The sequence below is a fragment of the uncultured Tateyamaria sp. genome (assembly GCF_947497045.1).
Taxonomy (GTDB): Bacteria; Pseudomonadota; Alphaproteobacteria; order Rhodobacterales; family Rhodobacteraceae; genus Tateyamaria.
In genome coordinates, this window is the sequence record NZ_CANMEU010000007.1 from 20,570 (window position 1) to 36,651 (window position 16,082).

Annotated in this window: 16 protein-coding genes; 9 read left to right on the plus strand and 7 right to left on the minus strand. The window is 61.3% G+C overall.

Annotated features, from left to right (window positions below):
• Positions 1 to 34 precede the first annotated feature (34 nt).
• Complete coding sequence (locus Q0859_RS14265; RefSeq protein WP_299152161.1) at positions 35 to 718, plus strand: rhomboid family intramembrane serine protease; 684 nt, start codon at positions 35 to 37, stop codon at positions 716 to 718.
• Here the strand turns inward: Q0859_RS14265 and murJ are convergent.
• Positions 715 to 2,250 carry a murein biosynthesis integral membrane protein MurJ gene (gene murJ, locus Q0859_RS14270; protein WP_299152162.1) on the minus strand — a complete coding sequence of 512 codons (1,536 nt, stop codon included), beginning with the start codon at positions 2,248 to 2,250 and terminating at the stop codon, positions 715 to 717. The two genes, Q0859_RS14265 and murJ, sit on opposite strands and share 4 nt — an antisense overlap.
• A 131-nt stretch (positions 2,251 to 2,381) precedes the next feature.
• On the opposite strand from murJ, the gene Q0859_RS14275 reads away from it, so the two are divergent.
• A complete protein-coding gene (locus tag Q0859_RS14275; protein WP_299152163.1) occupies positions 2,382 to 2,615 on the plus strand; it encodes a hypothetical protein in 234 nt (77 codons plus the stop codon).
• An 82-nt stretch (positions 2,616 to 2,697) separates the two neighbouring features.
• Positions 2,698 to 2,964, plus strand: coding sequence for a hypothetical protein (locus Q0859_RS14280; RefSeq protein ID WP_299152164.1), 267 nt, complete (start codon positions 2,698 to 2,700; stop codon positions 2,962 to 2,964).
• A gap of 111 nt (positions 2,965 to 3,075) precedes the next feature.
• On the opposite strand, the gene Q0859_RS14285 is transcribed toward Q0859_RS14280, so the two are convergent.
• A complete protein-coding gene (locus tag Q0859_RS14285; protein WP_299152542.1) occupies positions 3,076 to 5,814 on the minus strand; it encodes a [protein-PII] uridylyltransferase in 2,739 nt (912 codons plus the stop codon).
• A 59-nt stretch (positions 5,815 to 5,873) separates the two neighbouring features.
• Positions 5,874 to 7,070 carry a penicillin-binding protein activator gene (locus Q0859_RS14290; RefSeq protein WP_299152173.1) on the minus strand — a complete coding sequence of 399 codons (1,197 nt, stop codon included), beginning with the start codon at positions 7,068 to 7,070 and terminating at the stop codon, positions 5,874 to 5,876.
• Positions 7,071 to 7,160: 90 nt separating this feature from the next.
• Here Q0859_RS14290 and rsmI point away from each other — a divergent pair, with 90 nt between their 5' ends.
• The 3 genes from rsmI to gshB all read left to right on the plus strand — a co-directional run bounded on the left by rsmI (position 7,161) and on the right by gshB (position 9,486).
• On the plus strand, positions 7,161 to 8,021 hold the full coding sequence (gene rsmI / locus Q0859_RS14295; RefSeq protein ID WP_299152174.1) for a 16S rRNA (cytidine(1402)-2'-O)-methyltransferase: 861 nt from the start codon (positions 7,161 to 7,163) through the stop codon (positions 8,019 to 8,021).
• Positions 8,022 to 8,031: 10 nt separating this feature from the next.
• On the plus strand, positions 8,032 to 8,451 hold the full coding sequence (locus tag Q0859_RS14300; RefSeq protein WP_299152176.1) for a YraN family protein: 420 nt from the start codon (positions 8,032 to 8,034) through the stop codon (positions 8,449 to 8,451).
• A 99-nt stretch (positions 8,452 to 8,550) separates the two neighbouring features.
• Positions 8,551 to 9,486 carry a glutathione synthase gene (gene gshB, locus Q0859_RS14305; RefSeq protein ID WP_299152177.1) on the plus strand — a complete coding sequence of 312 codons (936 nt, stop codon included), beginning with the start codon at positions 8,551 to 8,553 and terminating at the stop codon, positions 9,484 to 9,486.
• Between the two features lie 36 nt (positions 9,487 to 9,522).
• Here gshB and Q0859_RS14310 read toward each other — a convergent pair whose 3' ends face one another.
• The 4 genes from Q0859_RS14310 to cobU form a co-directional block, all read right to left on the minus strand.
• Positions 9,523 to 11,034: a YifB family Mg chelatase-like AAA ATPase gene (locus tag Q0859_RS14310; protein WP_299152179.1), complete on the minus strand. Its 1,512-nt coding sequence runs from the start codon at positions 11,032 to 11,034 to the stop codon at positions 9,523 to 9,525.
• Positions 11,035 to 11,148: 114 nt separating this feature from the next.
• Entirely contained in the window at positions 11,149 to 11,826 is a 678-nt protein-coding gene (locus tag Q0859_RS14315; protein WP_299152180.1) for a glutathione S-transferase, read from the minus strand.
• Positions 11,827 to 11,886: 60 nt separating this feature from the next.
• Positions 11,887 to 12,459: a histidine phosphatase family protein gene (locus Q0859_RS14320; protein WP_299152181.1), complete on the minus strand. Its 573-nt coding sequence runs from the start codon at positions 12,457 to 12,459 to the stop codon at positions 11,887 to 11,889.
• The gene (gene cobU, locus Q0859_RS14325; RefSeq protein ID WP_299152182.1) at positions 12,456 to 12,965 is read right to left on the minus strand and encodes a bifunctional adenosylcobinamide kinase/adenosylcobinamide-phosphate guanylyltransferase; all 510 of its coding nucleotides are present in this window, start codon (positions 12,963 to 12,965) and stop codon (positions 12,456 to 12,458) included. Before cobU ends, Q0859_RS14320 begins: the two co-directional genes overlap by 4 nt.
• Positions 12,966 to 13,068: 103 nt before the next feature.
• Here cobU and Q0859_RS14330 point away from each other — a divergent pair, with 103 nt between their 5' ends.
• The 3 genes from Q0859_RS14330 (at position 13,069) to coaBC (ending at position 16,034) form a co-directional block, all read left to right on the plus strand.
• Entirely contained in the window at positions 13,069 to 13,947 is an 879-nt protein-coding gene (locus tag Q0859_RS14330) for an RNA polymerase factor sigma-32 (RefSeq protein WP_299152183.1), read from the plus strand.
• Positions 13,944 to 14,723: a ChaN family lipoprotein gene (locus Q0859_RS14335; RefSeq protein ID WP_299152184.1), complete on the plus strand. Its 780-nt coding sequence runs from the start codon at positions 13,944 to 13,946 to the stop codon at positions 14,721 to 14,723. The genes Q0859_RS14330 and Q0859_RS14335 overlap by 4 nt, the downstream gene beginning before the upstream one ends.
• A gap of 117 nt (positions 14,724 to 14,840) precedes the next feature.
• Positions 14,841 to 16,034 (plus strand): bifunctional phosphopantothenoylcysteine decarboxylase/phosphopantothenate--cysteine ligase CoaBC, encoded by a 1,194-nt coding sequence (gene coaBC / locus Q0859_RS14340; protein ID WP_299152185.1) that lies wholly within the window; start codon positions 14,841 to 14,843, stop codon positions 16,032 to 16,034.
• Positions 16,035 to 16,082 lie beyond the last annotated feature (48 nt).

Here is a 16,082-nt window from a genome sequence, read left to right on the forward strand (position 1 = left end):
CATGGGGGGCAGACCCGTCAAGCAGGCGACCCTTATGACCGACCACCATGATCCCAGCCCGATCAATCCCTTGCCGCCCGCTGTGTGGCTGCTGTTCGTGGCCATGGCGCTGCCCGAACTGGCCTTCTCACTGGGTGAGGCGGGCATGGTTGGTGGTCCCGGTGCCGTGGGCTGGCGGCTCAATGCGCTCAACACTTATGCGTTTTCGGGCGAGGCGTTCGATTTCATGGCCGGGAATGGGCGGCTACTGCCTGAACACTTGGCGCGATTTGTGACCTATCCGTTTGTGCACGGGTCCGTCACGTCGACGGTGTTCGCCTGTGTGATCTTGCTGGCCATGGGCAAGATGGTGGGCGAGATTATGGGCGGGTGGGCCGTGATCCTGATGTTTGTGTTGAGCGGGATATTTGGGGCGCTGGTGTTCGCACTGCTGACGGATCAGCCTTGGCTTGTTGGGGCATATCCGTGCGTCTACGGGCTGATCGGGACCTATACGTTTCTGTATTGGCAGCGGCAGGTGGCAAGTGGGGGGCCGCAGGGGCAGGCGTTTGTGCTGATCGGGGTGTTGATGGGACTTCAGTTGATCTTTGGTGCGCTGTTTCAGGTCGGGTGGGCGTGGATCGGCGAGTTGGCGGGCTTTGTGGCCGGGTTTGCACTGACGGCATTCGTGATGCCGGGCGGTATGGGTCGTGCCCTTGCCAGTCTGCGCCGTCGTTAACGGCGCACAGCCTGTCGCAGGTCTGACGCACGCAGTGCGCCCGTGACCTGTGCTGCTCCGAAATAGGCCGCCGCCCCGATCAGAATCAGGCCAAGCAGCGCGAGATAGCGGACATAATCTGTCCCCAAGGCGGGTGTGAGCATGATCTCTGCAATCCACAGCACCACGCCCATGACCAGCGCTGACACGATGATCCGCGGCAGGCGGCTGCGATAGCGGGCGTCCAGCTGAACGATATCGCCCTTGTCGCGCAATCCCCAATACAGCAGGCCCAACATCCCCCACCCTGCAACGGTCGCTGCGATGGCCGGGGCCAGCCAGCCCACTGCGGATGACAGTCCAATCGCCAGCCCAGCATTGATGACCATCGCCACCACCGCAAAGTAGAAAGGCCGCTTGGTGTCGCCGCGCGCGAAATATTGCGGTTGCAGCACCTTTTGCAGTACAAATGCGGGCAGCCCCAGCCCATAGACCGACACCGCCAAGGCAATCGCGGCAGCATCATCGGCACCAGTGGCACCGCGTTTAAACATCACCGATACCAGCGGCAAGGGGATGACGATCAGTGCAATCGCCGAGGGGATTGTCAGGGCCATCGCAAACTCCGACGCCCGCGAATAGGCCTCGCGTGCGCCTTCGCTATCCCCGGCCTTGAGCTTGCGCGACAGGTCCGGCAGCAGCACAATGCCCACCGCAATGCCGACGACGCCTAGGGGCAGTTGATACAGGCGGTCTGCCGCAAACAGCCAACTGACCGCATTATCATATTGGCTGGCGACAATCTGACCCACGACAAGGTTGATCTGCATCACCCCGGTTGCAAGTGCGGCAGGCACCGCAGTGCGCACCATCTGGCGCATGTCCGGTGTCCATCGCGGCCATCCGGGGCGCAGCGCAAACCCGGCAGAGGCAGCCGCCGACCACGTCAGTCCAAGCTGCGCAATGCCGGCCAGCGGGACAGCCCAGATCAGCCATTGGATGACGTCCGCGCCCAGAATATGGGCCGAGGCCATCGCCCCGATCACCATCACATTCAGCAACACAGGCGCGGCGGCGGCTGCCGCAAACCGGCCCGTCGCGTTCAGGATGCCCGAAAACAGCGCCGACAGGGACATGAAGAAGATATAGGGGAACACGATCCGCCCAAAGCCCACCGTCAGGTCGAACCGTTCCTGATCAAAACCACCCGCCGTCGCCCAGACCAGCGCGGGCATAAAGATCATCGCAAGTGCGGTCAGCATCAGCGTCATCAGCGCCAACCCGTTCAGCGCGTCACGGCCAAAGCGGGCGGGGTCTTCGTCACCCTCCAGCTTGGTCGAAAACATCGGCACAAAGGCGGCATTGAACGCACCCTCGGCGAAAAAGCGGCGGAACATGTTGGGCAGTCGAAAGGCCGCCACAAACGCGTCCATCAGCGGTCCCGGTCCGATCAGCGACAGGATCATCACCTCGCGCACAAAGCCCAGCACCCGGCTGGCCAATGTCCAGAAGCCGACCGTCAGAAAACCGGACATGAGGCGGATGGGTTTCATGGGCTTTGGCGTAGCCGTTGGCGGGCGGGGGCGCAATATCTGTTCCATGCCCGATCCGCGCCACGCGGGCCTTATGAACCCAACCGGGGACGGCGGGTCAGGTCCTGACATACGTCAGAGAGAAACCGGCCATGAACCGTATCATCGATATCATCGGGCTGATCGTCGCTATTCCGGTTATCCTGTCCATTGTTGGCTTGAGTCAGGTGATTGGTTGGACAAATTCTTGCTGGGCCACTCTGGTGCGAAAGTCTGTGAACCGCTTCATGGATCGGATGACGCTCGGAGAGGCGTGGCATTTCTCGCACCATCACCGAGCCCATGTGAAATGTCGCAACAGGTTGTCGGTCAAGGCGCGCGGATGATTGCGGCCAAATACGGGATACCCACGGCAGAGGTCGCGACCCGGATGGCCGTGACCGCACCTATCTCGATGAGATTTATGTGGTGCTTTATGCCGACGCGAAGTTGCCCAAGTTGATCCGCGATGTGCAACGAAACATCCGGACCACCCGCTACAGGCTGGCGGTGTCTGCGCCCAATGGTGGTTTCAAGGCGTCCAAACCGTATCGCGCATATCGCGAGGGGGCACTTGACCCGAGGAAAGCCGGTGCAGAGATGGACCTGTTGGACGTCGGCAAGGATCAGGTTTCTGACGCAGCGCCGGTCTTTGCCACCCCAGTAAAGCGGCATGCCAATTGGCCGTTTCGTTGAGTGATCGCAGATCATCGGCTGCGTCGGGTCATTTTCCCCCACGTACTGGCCAAAGCCGTGGAGCAGGCCGCCAGAATGCTATAGTCTGTCTGAGATGAGGGGCGCGGACGCTCAGATCTCCGCCCGCTCCACCCCTTCGGCAATGGCGGCCCGCAGCCGCTTTTCGAGCGTCCTCTGCTTGGCCTCTGAGTAGTATTTCAGCCCGAACATGTCCTTGACATAGAACGTGTCGACCACCTGTTCGCCGTAGGTCGCGATGACCGCGTTGGCGATGTAGACGTTTGAGGCCGCAAGCGTGCGCGTCAGATCGTGCAACAGGCCGGGGCGGTCTCGGGTGTCAACCTCGATGATGGTGTAGATGTCGGACCCGTCGTTGTCGAAGGTGATGTGGGTCGGAACGCGGAACGCCTTTTCGCGTTTTTTGACCTTGTCGCGGTCCTTGATGGCCTCACGGGTGACAACCTCGCCCGCGAGCGTGCGTTCGATCATCTTGCGCAGGCGGGGCAGGCGGGCGGCGTCATAGGGGTTGCCGTCCGCATCCTGAATCCAGAACGCATCGGTGATAAATCCGTCCGTGGTGGTGTAACTGCGGGCATCAACCACATTGGCCCCGACCAGCGCGAGGGCCCCCGTCAGTCGGGCAAAGATACCCGGATGATCCGGCATCACGAAACAGGCGCGGGTCGCATCGCGATCCTCGTCGGGGTGCAGATCCATGACGATCTCGTTCTCGCCGATATCGCGCAACATACGCGCAAAGACGACATGGGCCGTCACATGCAGCCCCTGCCAGTAGGGATCGTAATGGCGCGCGGTTTCGACCTGTATATCCTTGCGTGGCCAATCGATAAGTTCGGCGCGCAGCGCCTTTTTGGCCTCGACCCCGCGGTTGTCGCGGTTCAGCGCCTCCATCCCGTCCTCAAGTGCGCGTTTGGTCTGGCGATAGAGGGCGCGGATCAGGACGGCCTTCCAGTTGTTCCATGTGTTCGGGCCGACCCCCCGAATATCGCAGACTGTCAGCACACAAAGCAATTCCAGCCGCTTGACGGTCTGCACCGCCTTGGCAAAGTCGCGCACCGTGCGCGGATCGGCAATATCGCGCTTCTGGGCCATGTCCGACATCAACAGGTGATAGCGCACCAGCCATTCAACGGTCTCTACGTCCTCTTGTTTCAGCCCCAGACGCGGGGCGATCTTGCGCACCATCTGCGCCCCGAGGATCGAGTGGTCTTCCGCCCGCCCTTTACCAATATCATGGAGCAGCAAGGCCACATAAAGCACCCGACGGTTCACCCCGCGCTTGAGGATGTTTGAGGCGACGGGCAGGTCCTCGACCAATTCGCCCTTTTCGATCATGGCCAGCTGCGCGATGCACTGGATCGTATGTTCGTCGACGGTGTATGCGTGGTACATGTTGAACTGCATCATCGCCACGATGGGTTCGAACTCGGGGATAAACGCGGATAGAACCCCCAGTTCGTTCATGCGACGCAAGGCCCGTTCGGGATTGCCGTGTTTCAGCAGCAGATCAAGGAAGATCCGCCGTGCTTCGGGCGTCGTGCGCAGGTCATCGTCGATCAGATCAAGGTTGGATTTGATCAGACGCATCGCATCGGGGTGGATCAACATGCCCGTGCGCAATGCCTCCTCAAAGATGCGCAGCAGGTTCAGCTTGTCCGACAGAAATCCGGCTTCGTCCTTGACGGCAAGGCGGTTGTGGATCACCGCGTAACCCGCTTTGACCCGTGGTTTGCGTTTGAACAGCCGCTCCAGCAGAGGTTCGGCCTTGAGGTGAACCGATTCGAGTTTCGTGAGGAAAATACGGGTCAGATCGCCCACCTGGGTCGCATGCAGGAAATAGGCTTGCATGAAAAGTTCGACCCCACGTCGCCCGGCCTTGTCCTCATATCCCATCGCTTCGGCCACAGCGGCCTGCATGTCGAAAGTCAGTTGTTCGGTGGGACGATTGGTCAGCAGGTGTAGGTGGCAGCGGGTCGCCCACAGAAAGTCCTCGGCGGCGACGAAATCGGTGAACTCCTCGGCGGTGAACAGACCCAACGGGACAAGGTCGGCGGCGTCCTGCACCTTGTGGATATACTTGCCGATCCAGAACAGGGATTGCAGGTCGCGCAGACCGCCCTTTCCTTCTTTGACGTTTGGTTCCACCACATAGCGTTGCCCCTGGCGTTCGTGGCGGGCGTCGCGTTCGGCGAGTTTGGCTTCGATAAAATCTTGCTCGGTGCCTTTGAACAGGTCCGCGCGCAGGCGGGTATCCAGCTTGGCCGCGAGGGCTGCATCCCCGAACAAAAACCGATGCTCGAGCATAGCGGTGCGGATGGTGAAGTCTTCTGCGCCAAGGCGCAGACAATCGCGCACCGTTCGGCTCGAATGGCCCACTTTCAGCTTGAGGTCCCACAGGATATACAACGTTGCTTCGATCACGCTCTCGGCCCATGGGGTGATCTTGTGAGGTGTCAGGAACAGCAGATCGACATCCGAGAACGGGGCCATCTCGCCGCGCCCATACCCGCCCACAGCCATCACGGCCAGACGCTCGCCTGTGGTCGGGTTTGGGTTTTGAAACATCAGCTCTTGGGCCGTGCGCAGGGCTGCATTGACCAGACAATCTGTCAGATAGGTATAGGCTCTGGTTGTGGGGCGCGATTGAAACGGGGTAGCGCGAAAGCCATCCGCAATCTGCACCCGCCCGGTCTTTTGTGCGGCCTTTAGGTGGGTCACAATGGCCGTGCGCGCATCGGTTTGCGACATCTTGTGGGCTCGGGACAGCACCGCGTCGAAGGCGGCGCTGTCAAAGATATCACTTGGGTCGCAAATCAGCGCATCGGGCATCACGACAGGGGCACTTAGTGCAGATTGGGTCACGTCATGCTCCTGTCAGGCTGGCGGGATCAGAAACCGCCGCCGCCAAAGCCGCGCGGTGCGGGGCTGATGATCGCAACCTGATTGTTCTGTACAGTCGCAATCGCAAGCCCGCGCTCGTTGGTTCCGTCGCCGCGCAGGCGGAAGATGCCCGTTGCGCCCTGAAACCCGGACCCTTGGGTCAGCGCCGCGGTCGACAAGGCGTTTGCTTTGCCGCTGCTGGCCAAGGCCCCCACTGCTGCGATTCCGTCAAAGGCAAGACCCGCCAGGGGGTGGGGCGCATCCCCATATGCGGCCTGATACTGCGATCTGAACGCCGCGGCCCGGCTTGGGTCGGGCAAGGCGAACCAGCCCCCCTGCACACCGGGCAGATCAAGGGTCTGGCGCGGAATGTCCCACCGGGTCAGCCCGAGGAACTGGGTCGTTCCGGGGGTCACCCCGGCTTCGGGCAAAAGTTGCGTCAACAATGGCAGCCCGGCGGCGGGCGCGGCTGTCAGGAACACGCTGTTGGCCCCTGAATTGTCCACTGCGGCTTTGACCCGTGGCACGGCGGCGATCAGCCCTTGTTGGGACAGGGGGTAGTCGACGGTGCCTGCCAAGGTTGCCCCATTGCGCGAGATCGCCTGCTGGATCGCATTGCGCCCCAATTGCCCGGCAACATCCTGCGCATGCACCACCACGATCCGGTCACGGCCCTGGGATTTCGAATAGCTCACCAATCGGTTGGCCGTGTTGGCAAAGGTAGACCCCAGCACAAACACGTTGCCCCCTGCGATGGTCGTGTTGTTCGAGAAGGCGAGGACGTTGACGTTCTGGGCTGCCACCGCCACGCCCGCCGCATTCGCCGCCTCCGCATAAAGCGGGCCAAGGATAATCTGGGCACCGTCATTGACGGCCTGGGCTGCTTGGCTGGCCGCTGTTTGTGCGTTGCCCGCAGTGCCATAGACCCGCAGGTCAATCTGCACCCCGTTCAGGTCACGGATCGCCAGACGCGCTGCGTTTTCAAGGTTTTGGGCCAAAAGCTCATCGCCCCCCTGGCCCGACCCGCGCGGCACGAGCAGGGCCACCGGGATCGGTTGAGAGGCGTCGATGCGCGGCCCGCTGTTGCCGCCCCCCGTGAGTCCGCCCAGATCGACCGGATCGCAGGCGGCCAGCGTCAAAGCGGCCACCGGCAGGATGAATGCACGACGGGTTACCTTGCGCAGGGTTTTGAAAAACGCAAACATGATGACTGTCACTCCCAACTTTTGGGGCGTACCATAGGCCGCCCGCCTTTATGTGGCGGATAATAGACGTCACGAAAGGCGGGTCCAGCGTTGAATCATGTCAAACTCGCCCTGAGCCCGGGGATCTGGTTTGTGGGTGTGCCCATCGGGACGGCCCGCGACATCACGTTGCGCGCGCTTGATGTGCTCGCTTCGGCGGATGTGCTTGTGGCTGAAGACACGCGATCGCTGCGCAAGCTGATGGATATTCACGGCGTCCCGCTGGATGGGCGGCGGATCGAGGCGTTGCACGATCACTCGGGCCCCGGATCGGTTGATCGGTTGGTCGCGCGTGCAGCAGGCGGTGAAAGCGTGGCCTATGCATCCGAGGCGGGCATGCCCTTGATTGCAGACCCCGGGTTTGAGTTGGGCCGGGCGGCGCGTGCAGCGGACGTGGCAGTGACGTGCGCACCGGGGCCATCTGCGGTTCTGACCGCTCTTGTTGTGGGCGGATTGCCGACGGATGCATTCCATTTCGGTGGATTTTTGCCAAATGCACGTGGGGCAAGGCAAACCGCGCTGCGCGCCCTTGTCGGCGTGCAGGCGACGTTGGTGCTTTATGAGTCCCCCAAGCGGGTTGGGGCGTTGTTGCGGGATGCCAGCGAGGTGCTCGGTTCGGACCGCCCGGCTGTTGTGTGTCGGGAACTGACCAAGAAATTTGAAGAGAAGCGGCATGGTACCTTGGGGGAATTGGCCGAAATTTATGATGGATTGTCAGTAAAAGGTGAGGTCGTGGTGCTGATCGGGCGACGTGAGGTCGAGGAAATTAAGGAAACAGACATCGAATCGGCGCTAGAGTCAGCGTTGCAAGACATGTCGGTCAAAGATGCAGCGGCCTTTGTTGCGGACACATTCGGGCTGTCGAAACGGAAGATCTATCAGCAGGCGCTGGACGTGGCGCGCCGCAACTAGGGATACGCAGATGACGCGACAAGCACATGCCGATTTTGCCGGGGCGACCCCAGTTGTGCAGGCGCGCATGGATCGCGGGCGACGGTCTTATCTGGCGGGGCTTGCTGCCGAGGATATTGTGAGGCGCGACTATGCTGCGCGCGGCTTTCCTTTGCGCGACAGCCGGTGGCGCGGCAAGCGGGGCGAAATCGATCTGGTGATGAATGACGGGGATGGGATCGTATTTGTCGAGGTCAAGAAAAGCCGGGATTTCGAAACAGCGATGTCGCATGTGACCGCCGCACAGGTCCGTCGATTGTATGCAACGGGCGAGGAATATCTGGCACAGATGCCAAATGGCAGTCTGACGGACGTGCGGTTTGACGTGGCGCTTGTGGATGCGACAGGCGCTGTGCAGATCGTGGAAAATGCGTTTGGGCACGTGTTTTAGACTTCGCCAACAGCGCCGTGCGCAGACGCACAGTGCAATACCATTGCGCACAAGCGACGTGTGGGCCATCTAAGCTGGGACAAAGCCGGAGATATGCCCATGAAGATCGCCTTTCAGATGGACCCGATTGGGGCCGTTGACATCAATGCGGACAGCAGCTTTCGCCTCGCCGAAGAGGCGCAGGCGCGTGGCCATAGCTTGTTTTTTTACACCCCCGATCATCTCGCCTACCAAGAAGGGCGCATTACTGCGCGCGGCCATGATCTGAGCGTTCAACGTGTGCAGGACGATCACGCCCGCCTTGGGCCGGAGCGCGAGGTGGATCTGGCCGATTTTGATGTTGTCTGGCTGCGGCAAGACCCGCCGTTTGACATGCACTACATCACCTCCACCCATTTGCTGGACCGTCTGGCACCGGGCACGCTGGTGGTGAATGATCCGTTCTGGGTGCGCAATTTCCCGGAAAAGCTGTTGGTTCTGGATTTTCCTGACCTCACGCCCCCGACCACGATCGCGCGCGACCTCGACACGATCAAGGCGTTCAAGGCCAAACATTCCGATGTGATCCTGAAACCGCTTTATGGAAATGGCGGAGCCGGGGTGTTCCGTCTGGATGCCAATGACCGCAACCTGACGTCGCTGCATGAACTCTTTGCCAGTTTTTCGCGCGAGCCCTTGATCGTTCAAAAGTTTTTGCCGGATGTGTCCAATGGCGACAAGCGCGTGATCCTTGTAGATGGTGAGCCGGTGGGTGCGATCAACCGCGTGCCTGCGGCGGGTGAAACGCGGTCTAACATGCATGTGGGGGGACGTCCCGAAAAGATCGGGTTGAGCGCGCGTGATCGCGAAATCTGCGCCGCCATTGGTCCGCTGTTGCGCGAAAAGGGCCAGATCTTTGTCGGCATCGACGTGATTGGTGATTATCTGACCGAGATCAATGTGACCTCACCCACAGGCATTCAGGAACTTGAGCGGTTTGACGGTGTGAACATCGCAGGCAAGATCTGGGACGCCATCGAGGCCAAACGCGCATAAACATGCTGTGTCTGCTGCTGCCGATTTGAATAGACCTCAGACCGGTGCAAGTGCGCCAACGCGGTAGCTGACAGCCTCGGCGATATGGGGTTTGCGCACATGCGTTGCCCCGTCGAGGTCCGCGATGGTGCGCGCGACCCGCAGCACCCGGTGGTAGCCGCGCGCGGACAATCCGAATCTGTCAGCCACCCGTGTCAGCAAGGTGCGACCGTCCTCATCCGGTGAGGCATGTTCGTCAAGCGCCGCCCCGGACAGGTCCGCGTTGCATCGCGCCGTCGTGTTGCCAAACCGCGTGGCTTGCACCGCGCGCGCCGCTGCAACACGTGCCGCGACGCTGGCGGAGCTGTCCCCCGAGGCGGGCAGGTCAAGGTCGCTGTAGCAGACCGGGGGCACATCCACGCGCAGATCGAACCGGTCCATCAGGGGGCCAGATATCCGGCCCATATAGTCGTCCCCGCATGCCGGCGCGCGCGCGCAGGCCCGTGCTGCATCGCTGAGATAACCGCATTTGCAGGGATTGGCTGCGGCCACCAGCATGAACCGGCAGGGATATTTGATATGATTGTTGGCGCGTGCGATCATCACTTCGCCCGTCTCGATCGGCTGGCGCAGGGTTTCGAGGACCGTGCGCGGGAACTCGGGGAATTCGTCCATGAACAGCACGCCGTTGTGCGCCAAGGATGCTTCGCCCGGCTTTGCCCCGCGCCCGCCCCCGATGATTGCCGCCATCGAGGCGGTGTGATGAGGTTCGCGAAACGGGCGATCCATCGAAATGCCGCCCGCGTCCAGCAACCCGGCAAGCGAGTGGATCATCGACGTCTCGAGTGCTTCCATCGCGGAAAGCGGTGGCAGGATGCCGGGCAGGCGCGCGGCCAGCATGGATTTGCCAGAGCCCGGCGTGCCCACCATCAGCAAGTGGTGTCGCCCCGCTGCGGCCACTTCGAGGGCGCGTTTGGCGCGTTCCTGTCCTTTGACATCTGCCAGATCGGGGGCTCCCGTGCCGCGCGCCACATGTCCGGCTGTGGCGGGTTCCAGCGGCACTTGTCCGGTATAATGGCGGATCACGTCGCCAAGCGACTTGGCCGCAATGACTTTGGTTGCGTCCACCCAAGCGGCTTCGGAGCCGGATCCGGCGGGGCAGAGCAACCCGCGATCCTGTTCGGCGGCGGCCATTGCGGCGGGCAAAGCGCCCACCACTGGGACAAGCGTTCCATCAAGGGACAACTCGCCGAGGGCCACGGTGCCCTCGACTGTGTCTTCGGGTAGAATTCCCAGGGCCGCAAGCATGGCCAGCGCGATGGGCAGGTCGAAATGCGAGCCCTCTTTGGGCAGGTCGGCGGGTGACAGGTTGATCGTGATCCGCTTGGACGGCAGCGCGATGGACATGGCCGTCAGAGCGGTGCGTACCCGGTCGCGCGCTTCGGACACGGCCTTGTCCGGCAGGCCCACGATAGAAAACGCAGGCATGCCGGGGGTCAGCGCGCATTGCACTTCGACTTCGCGCGCCTCGACCCCTTGGAATGCAACCGTGTAGGCGCGTGCGACCATATCCTTGCCCTTTGGTAACTGGTTCTTGGTTAAGGGCTACCGGGGGGTGGTTTAGGATTGGTTAACGCTTGGATGCGTGCGTTGGGATTTGAGCATTTTGGAACAATGAAAGGTTCAGGTGGGCCAATCTGCGGTGGTGGTGCCCATGTCGTACGGGAAGGGGTCGTATATGGTTTTCAGCCCTTCGGCGCGCCATGATTTGAACGCCGCGTCCTCGACTGTCGCTGTGCAATAGGTCCGGATCGCGTCGCTGACGGGCAACTCATAGCCAACGATCCGCGCGCAGACCGGCGCATAGAACACATCCGCCAGCGTGTAGTCCCCGAACAGCCACGGCCCCTCGGATTTGAAGGTGGCGGCATGTGCCCACAAGGTTTCCAGCCGCGCGATGTCCGCCTTGACGGCATCGGAGGCAGTAAAGCCCACGTTGACGTGTTGTAATTGCATGGGGCAGGCGCTGCGCAGCGCGTGAAACCCACCCACCATCTCGGCGCAAAGCCAGCGGGCGGTGGCGCGTGCGTTCGGGGCTGCGGGCCACATCTGCGCTTGGGGGTGATCTTCGGCAAGCGTTTCGGCCATGGCGAGGCTTTCGCCCACAACCGTTCCATCCGGTGTGCGCATGGCCGGCACCAGCCGTGCAGGTGCAAGTGCGGCCATGTCCTCTGCCATTGTCCCGCCATAGAGCCCGATCATGTTCACCCGGTGGGGGATGTTGAATTTCTCCATCATCAGCCAGCCCCGCAAGGACCAGCTCGAAAATGTGCGATCGCCGATATAAAGATCATATGTCATGGCGCGGACGCTAAACCGTTTATCTGCTATCAGGCCAACGCTGTTTCGTGCGGGCTGTCATCACGGACAGTGATTGATGACGGAGGCTTGCCCGGACGAGGGATGCAGGGTGGTCACCGAGAGGTTGTCGATCTTTTGGCCGAGGACATCATAGGCGGATTTGCCCAGTACCGCCTGTACCTGCGTCAGGATCACCCCGAAATGGGCCACTGCGATGATGTGCGCACGCGGGTGGGCCGCCTCGATCCGCCGCACCGCCATTGCCACCCGCGCGGCCGATATGTTCCAGCTTTCGCCGCCCGGGGGGACGTGATCGCCGGGTTTTTCCCAATACGCGCGACTGAGGGTGGGATGCCTGTCCGCCACATCCGAGAAATGGACCCCGTCCCATGTTCCAAAGTGAAATTCCCGCAGCGCCGGGTCATGCGCCAGCCGTGTGCGACTGCCTTGCAGCGCGTTGGCCGTATCAATCGACCGCTTGAGGTCAGAGGAAATGACCAGAGCATCCGTGGGCAGGTGATCTGAAAGTCGCGCAATCGCGGCCTGATCGGACAGGTCTGCGTCGACATCCCGCCATCCAGTGAAGGATTTTTGATGTGTCGGCCCGTGGCGCACCCAATGCCATGTGGTCATGGGGCCGTTCCTTTGAGCGTGCGGGCCAGTCCCGCCACCACATGCACCGTGCAATCCGATTGTGCGGCGAGGGCGATGTTCAGCCGTCCCTGTGCCTCGCGAAATTTGCGGGCCAATGCGTTCTCCGGCACGATGCCCTGGCCCACCTCATTGCTTACAACGACCACGGGCGCGGCGCAGGCTGCAAGTGCGGTCAGCAGATCGGCCTGCGCCTGCGCCACATCCCGTTCGGCCAGTATGACATTGGTTAGCCACATGGTGGCGCAATCCAGCAACACCGCCTGCGACGAGGTCGCCAGCCCAAGAGGGGTTGCGACGTCAATCGGGGCATCAATCGTGTGCCATTCGGGGCCTCGACGGGTGCGATGTAGAATTACTTTGGCGTCCACCTCGTCATCCCATACCCGTGCTGTTGCCAGATAAATAGGAGATAACCCGCTGTTAATAATCATACATTCGGCCACCTGCGATTTCCCGGAGGCCGCGCCGCCTAGTACAAATGTCATCTCTGGCAACATTTATTCGTCTTTCCGGTGAACCGTTTCCCGAGTTCGTGCGTAGTAATTGTAAGTGCGCAAAACAAGACCAACCATTCAGAGGGATGATGGTATGCCATTGGACAACGTTCGCGACATGTCACTTTCGCGCATTGCGATGAAAGCAGAACTACTTGATGCCGAGACCGAGTTGCGTCTTGCCTATGCTTGGCGCGATGAACGAGACGAGGCCGCGCTGCATCGTCTGATCACCGCCTATATGCGTCTTGCCATTTCGATGGCGTCCAAATTCAAACGTTATGGCGCGCCGATGAACGATCTGATCCAAGAGGCGGGTCTGGGCCTGATGAAGGCGGCTGACAAGTTTGATCCGGATCGCGGCGTGCGCTTTTCCACCTACGCGGTTTGGTGGATCAAGGCATCGATCCAGGATTACGTGATGCGCAACTGGTCGATGGTGCGCACCGGCTCGACCTCTTCGCAGAAATCCCTGTTCTTCAACATGCGCCGTGTCCAGGCCCGCTTGGAACGCGAAAGCGCGTCGGCGGGTGAAACTCTTGATCGCCACCAGTTGCGCCAGATGATCTCGACCGAGATTGGTGTGCCGCTCCACGATGTGGAGATGATGGAGGGTCGTCTGTCCGGCTCCGATTATTCGCTGAACGCGACCCAGTCCGTTGATGACGAAGGGCGCGAGTGGATTGATGCGCTGGAAGATGACAGTGCCCAGGCCGCTGAAACGGTCGAGCATACCCATGACACTGAGCAGCTGCGAGAATGGTTGTTGTCGGCAATGGCGGCCCTCAACGAGCGTGAGCGGTTCATCGTGCGTGAACGCAAGTTGCGCGATGCCCCTCGAACGCTGGAAAGCCTGGGTCAGGAGCTTAGCCTTTCCAAAGAGCGGGTCCGCCAGCTTGAAGCTGCCGCATTCGGCAAGATGCGCAAATCGCTTGAGCATCAAAGCCGCGAGGTTCACCACTTCCTCGCATGAGGTATTTTGCCACCCTGCTTGTGTGTTTGATTGGTCTGCCTGTCTGGGCAGACCTGTATGGTGCGGATGTCGTTATTATTGGCGAAGCCCATGACAATCCCGCCCACCACAACACGCAGGCCGACATCGTTGCGCAGATTAAACCTTCTGCCCTCGTGTTTGAAATGCTGACCGAGGCACAGGCAGCGCGCCATGTCGCGGGGGGCGACCTCCAGACATTGTCAGATGCGTTTGATTGGGAGACCAGCGGGTGGCCTGATTTCGAAATGTACTATCCGATTTTTGCGGCGGCCCCGCAGGCCCGTGTTTTTGGGGCTGGTGTGCCACGTCCTGCTGCGCGCCGGGCGATGACGGACGGCGTGGCGGCGGCCTTTGGCATAGGGGCGGGTGCCTACGGGTTGACCACGGCCCTTGACCCCGAGATGCAAGCGGTGCGCGAGGCCTTGCAAATGACGGCCCATTGCGATGCGTTGCCCGCAGATATGCTGCCTGCCATGGTCGACATTCAACGGCTGCGCGACGCCCAACTTGCCAAGATGGCCGTGCGCGCCTTTGAATTGACCGGCGGGCCGGTTGTGGTCATCACCGGCAACGGGCATGCCCGCACGGATTGGGGTGTGCCGGTCTATCTGGCGCAGGCGCCCATCGCGCTTTCCGTTCTCAGCATCGGGCAGGGTGAAGACGGGGTGCCGCCCGCCGGAACCTTCGATCTGATCAAGGATGCGCCCGGCGTGACCCGCGCAGACCCATGCGCAGCATTTCAGACTGCGGATTGATTGGTCTGCCTTTTCGGTTCCAAAAATCCTGCGGTTGGTTCTCGGATGCGGTGGGGCTGGTTCTTGGCCAAGGTGCGGCCTATGGTCGGGCGATCTGAACGACCGGAGCTACGGCCCATGCTGCAAGACAAACGCATATTGTTGATCCTGACGGGGGGGATTGCGGCCTACAAAGGGCTCGACCTGATCCGCCGATTGCGTGAACGCGGTGCGCATGTCACTCCCGTTCTGACCCGCGCGGCCGAGCAATTCGTGACACCCCTTTCGGTGTCAGCCCTTGCCGGGCACAAGGTCTACCGCGACCTGTTTGACCTGACAGATGAGGCCGAGATGGGGCATATCCAGCTGTCCCGGTCCGCGGACCTTATCCTCGTGGCTCCGGCCACAGCGGATATCATGGCCAAGATGGCGCAGGGGCGTGCAGATGATCTGGCCTCGACCCTGCTGTTGGCGACGGATACGCCTGTCATGGTTGCTCCGGCGATGAATGTGCGCATGTGGGATCACGGTGCCACACAGCGCAATCTGGCCCAGATCAAACAGGATGGGGTCAGCGTTATCGGCCCCAATGACGGGGACATGGCCTGCGGTGAATTCGGGCCGGGGCGCATGGCTGAACCGCTTGAGATTGTCGCGGCCGTGACGGCGCATTTCGGGCCGCGCCCTTTGAGTGGCAAGCGCATTGTCGTCACCTCCGGGCCAACCCACGAACCGATCGATCCTGTGCGCTACATCGCGAACCGGTCCTCTGGCGCGCAAGGCACGGCCTTGGGGCAGGCGTTGGTGGATTTGGGGGCCGAGGTGGTCTTTGTCACCGGCCCTGCTGAGGTGTCACCGCCCCAGGGCGCACATGTGGTGCCTGTTCAGACCGCCGCAGAGATGATGGCGGCGGTGGATAACGCGTTGCCAGCGGATGCAGCTGTCTTTGCCGCAGCGGTCGCAGATTGGCGGATCCGGGATGCAAGTGCGCGCAAGTTGAAGAAACAGGCGGGTGACCTGCCAACACTGTGCTTTGCCGAAAACCCCGACATCCTTGCCCATGTCGCGCAGTTAGGCGACGGACGGCCCGGACTGGTTGTGGGCTTTGCCGCCGAAACGGATGATGTGATCGAAAATGCAACGGCCAAGCGGCTGCGCAAAGGGTGCGACTGGATCGTGGCCAATGATGTCTCTCCCGAAACCGGCATCATGGGGGGGACCGAGAACGCGATCACCCTGATCACGGATGCGGGGGCGGAAACATGGGCGCGCATGTCCAAAGCGGATGTGTCGGCCCAATTGGCGCAACGGATTGCGGACGCGCTGACCTGAAGCGATTTGGCTGTGGTCAGGTCGGAATTTGAGTTTATTTGGCAAGAT

Bases quoted from the DNA above. Each gene is read 5' to 3' on its own strand.
- Q0859_RS14265 (WP_299152161.1), top strand. From the start codon at position 35: ATGACCGACCACCATGATCCCAGCCCGATCAATCCCTTGCCGCCCGCT.
- murJ (WP_299152162.1), bottom strand. From the start codon at position 2,250: ATGAAACCCATCCGCCTCATGTCCGGTTTTCTGACGGTCGGCTTCTGG.
- Q0859_RS14275 (WP_299152163.1), top strand. From the start codon at position 2,382: ATGAACCGTATCATCGATATCATCGGGCTGATCGTCGCTATTCCGGTT.
- Q0859_RS14285 (WP_299152542.1), bottom strand. From the start codon at position 5,814: ATGCCCGATGCGCTGATTTGCGACCCAAGTGATATCTTTGACAGCGCC.
- Q0859_RS14290 (WP_299152173.1), bottom strand. From the start codon at position 7,070: ATGTTTGCGTTTTTCAAAACCCTGCGCAAGGTAACCCGTCGTGCATTC.
- Q0859_RS14300 (WP_299152176.1), top strand. From the start codon at position 8,032: ATGACGCGACAAGCACATGCCGATTTTGCCGGGGCGACCCCAGTTGTG.
- gshB (WP_299152177.1), top strand. From the start codon at position 8,551: ATGAAGATCGCCTTTCAGATGGACCCGATTGGGGCCGTTGACATCAAT.
- Q0859_RS14310 (WP_299152179.1), bottom strand. From the start codon at position 11,034: ATGGTCGCACGCGCCTACACGGTTGCATTCCAAGGGGTCGAGGCGCGC.
- Q0859_RS14315 (WP_299152180.1), bottom strand. From the start codon at position 11,826: ATGACATATGATCTTTATATCGGCGATCGCACATTTTCGAGCTGGTCC.
- Q0859_RS14320 (WP_299152181.1), bottom strand. From the start codon at position 12,459: ATGACCACATGGCATTGGGTGCGCCACGGGCCGACACATCAAAAATCC.
- cobU (WP_299152182.1), bottom strand. From the start codon at position 12,965: ATGACATTTGTACTAGGCGGCGCGGCCTCCGGGAAATCGCAGGTGGCC.
- Q0859_RS14330 (WP_299152183.1), top strand. From the start codon at position 13,069: ATGCCATTGGACAACGTTCGCGACATGTCACTTTCGCGCATTGCGATG.
- Q0859_RS14335 (WP_299152184.1), top strand. From the start codon at position 13,944: ATGAGGTATTTTGCCACCCTGCTTGTGTGTTTGATTGGTCTGCCTGTC.
- coaBC (WP_299152185.1), top strand. From the start codon at position 14,841: ATGCTGCAAGACAAACGCATATTGTTGATCCTGACGGGGGGGATTGCG.